This is a genomic window from Wolbachia endosymbiont of Madathamugadia hiepei, from assembly GCF_013366855.1.
In the GTDB taxonomy this organism is placed as follows: Bacteria; Pseudomonadota; Alphaproteobacteria; order Rickettsiales; family Anaplasmataceae; genus Wolbachia.
Genome location: NZ_WQMP01000127.1, coordinates 1 through 2,984 on the forward strand (window position 1 = coordinate 1; position 2,984 = coordinate 2,984).

Below are 2,984 nucleotides of genomic sequence, written 5' to 3' on the forward strand. Positions count from 1 at the left end.
CAAGACTGCTGAGGTTTTTATGGGTTTTTTAAACTTCGTTGGTTCTCTCATATGGCTTCTCTAAAATTTTGTTCACAGAGACTAGAAAACTATTTTGAAACTACTTTAGAGACACCTAAAAACCTAGTTGCAGAACATGCTCCTATTAAAAATCTACTCAATACTGCTAGGTAGAAATTATTTGTATATGTAAACACCAAAGTAGCAATACCACAAAGCATAGCAGATGCAAACACAACATATCGTGTACCAAATCTATCTAGTAAAATTGCAACTGGTATTTGCATTCCAGAATATCTGCAATAATAAAACGCTGCAAGTACTCCAAAATGGCTAGCATCTATAGCAAACTGATCCATAATTTGATTCATCATTAATCCAGGCCAAAGACGTAGGATAAACTGATATGCAAAAAAGGATAATAGAAAAAACCACATAAAAAATGGCAAACACCTATGTTTGAGAGTAAGCATAAAGACCTCACTTTATTGATTATTTAAAAACTTTAGTAATGAAAATAATTATGAAGACGTGTATCGGCCTTAGCCGACGAGAATAAGAGAAATAATGATAAAACTGAAGTGCTTATGGTATACCAGAAGCAATAAACTCTAAGTTATAAATATAATTCTTGTTTTATATTACCAAAATTTTGTCCTAAGGTCAACAACTTTATTTTCGCGCATTATTTATGGAATTTTTTACTAAGAGAGTAGAGGTTTTAGGAAAATTAAAGAGCAAAAAAGGATGTAGGTTAGAGGAGCTTTCTTATTGGTTCCTCACAAAACTTCATTTAAGCTTTATGATTCACATAGCTTACGTTTAGGCTCCTGGTCTTTTATAAATAATAATTTATTCTACGCAAAGTTATGATATAATTTTACCTTACATATGGTAAAGGGTGTTTTGTAGATAATTATGATCAGTTCTATACAAGAGCCTAACGAATTGCGAAAACGTTTGCAGGGATTTTATCGTACTGATGAAAAAAGTTGTGTACGTTATCTTGTAGAAAAAGCAGAACTTTCGGCTGATTCGAAAAACGGAATTTACAATATTGCAAAACAAGTTGTCGAAAAAATTAAGGGCAATAAATTAGATATTATAGATTCTTTTATGCAGCAATATTCGCTTTCCAATGATGAAGGAATAGCGCTGATGTGCCTTGCTGAATCACTACTTAGAATACCAGACAATTATACAATAGATGAACTAATCAAAGATAAAATTGCCAATCAAGAATGGAGTAAACATTTAGGACGCTCCTCTTCATTGTTTGTTAATGCTTCTACATGGAGTTTAATGATAGGCAGTAGTATATTAAGGACCAGTGAGGAAGATCCAAGATTTTATCACGCTATTTCTAGGTTACTTAAAAATTTAGGGGAGCCAGTAATCCGCAAGGCAGTGAAACAAGCAATGTTGATGCTTGGTAAGCACTTTATTGTTGGGGAAAATATAGAAGAAGCATTGGAAAGTGTAAAATCAGATGATCATGGCAAATTCTTATGCTCCTTTGATATGCTTGGTGAAGCTGCTCGTACAGCTGAGAGTGCGGAAGAATATTTTAATTCATATATGCATTCGATAAAAGCTATAGGTGAATCCGCTGACACAAATGATTGCTTTAGATCACATGGAATTTCAATCAAGTTGTCTGCATTGCATCCACGTTATGGATTCTGCCAATTTGGCAATATAGCTGAAGAACTGAAAACTAAGGTGCTGGAGCTTTGTCATGAAGCAAAAAAGTACAATATTTCATTATGTATAGATGCAGAAGAGTCAGAAAGACTTGAGATGTCATTAGTTTTATTTGAGCAATTGCGTCTTGATGAATCGCTTTCCGAGTGGGAAGGGCTTGGCTTGGCTGTGCAAGCATATCAAAAACGTGCTTTGTCTGTTCTCGATTTTGTTGAAGATGTTGCTATTCGTTCAAAACATAAGATCATGGTGAGACTTGTGAAAGGAGCATACTGGGACTCAGAAATCAAGCACACACAAGAATTAGGGTTAAGTGGGTACCCAGTGTTTACTAGAAAAAGCTATACAGATGTATGCTACCTTGCCTGTGCACAGAAACTTTTAAGCAAAGCAAGTCACTTTTATCCATGCTTTGGAACCCACAACGCTTATACTTTTGCTACTATAATAGAGCTTGCCGATAAAAATCACCCTGGGTTTGAGTTTCAGCGCTTACATGGAATGGGTAAGGGCTTATATGATTATGTAATGTCAGAACTTGCCACAAGTATAAATTGCCGTATATATGCACCGGTTGGTAAACATAGTGACTTATTGCCATACCTTAGTAGACGTCTTCTTGAAAATGGGGCTAATAGTTCATTTGTCCATCAAATAAATGATTCCAACGTTAAAATTGAAGAGTTAGTTTCAGATCCATTGGAAAAAGCTAAAAGCTTAGAGTATGAGCCTCATCCAAGTATTCCATTGCCACAAGATATCTTTGGAGAAGAAAGGAAAAACTCCTTGGGGATGGATATTAGTGATTCAGTTACAGTTTCACAATTTGCGAACGATATAAAAGAATTTAGCGAAAAAAAATGGCAGGTTGGGCCGATAATTGACGGAAAGTCACTGTTTGACAGTACTGAATTTACCGAAGTGGTTAATCCAGCACATTTGGAAAGCGTAATCGGAGAAGTGTCAAATACAACAAGTGATCAAGCTTTAAACGCTCTTGAAATAGCACATAGTGCTTTCGCTAAATGGCAGAATGTTTCAGCAGAAGAGCGTGCTAAGCATCTTGAAAGAGCTGCCGATTTGCTTGAAGAAAGGATGAAAGAGCTGATTTATATTCTAATTGTGGAAGCAGGAAAGATTTTATCCGATGCGATAGCAGAAGTAAGGGAGGCAGTCGACTTCTTGCGCTATTATGCAATGATAGCAAAAAATGAACTGAATAACTGGAAAAGATTGCCAGGTCCAACAGGAGAAGATAACTTTATCTTTTTTGAAGGCAG

General features: G+C 35.6%; 2 protein-coding genes. One reads left to right on the forward strand and one right to left on the reverse strand.

Going from position 1 to position 2,984, the window contains the following annotated elements; genetic code table 11:
* Positions 1-89: 89 nt before the first annotated feature.
* Positions 90-473 carry an MFS transporter gene (locus GO685_RS04470; RefSeq protein ID WP_175937750.1) on the reverse strand — a complete coding sequence of 128 codons (384 nt, stop codon included), beginning with the start codon at positions 471-473 and terminating at the stop codon, positions 90-92.
* A 445-nt stretch (positions 474-918) separates the two neighbouring features.
* Between GO685_RS04470 and putA the strand changes: the two genes are divergently transcribed.
* Positions 919-2,984, forward strand: a 2,066-nt coding sequence (gene putA / locus GO685_RS04475) for a bifunctional proline dehydrogenase/L-glutamate gamma-semialdehyde dehydrogenase PutA (protein ID WP_175937751.1), incomplete at its 3' end; no start/stop codon positions are given.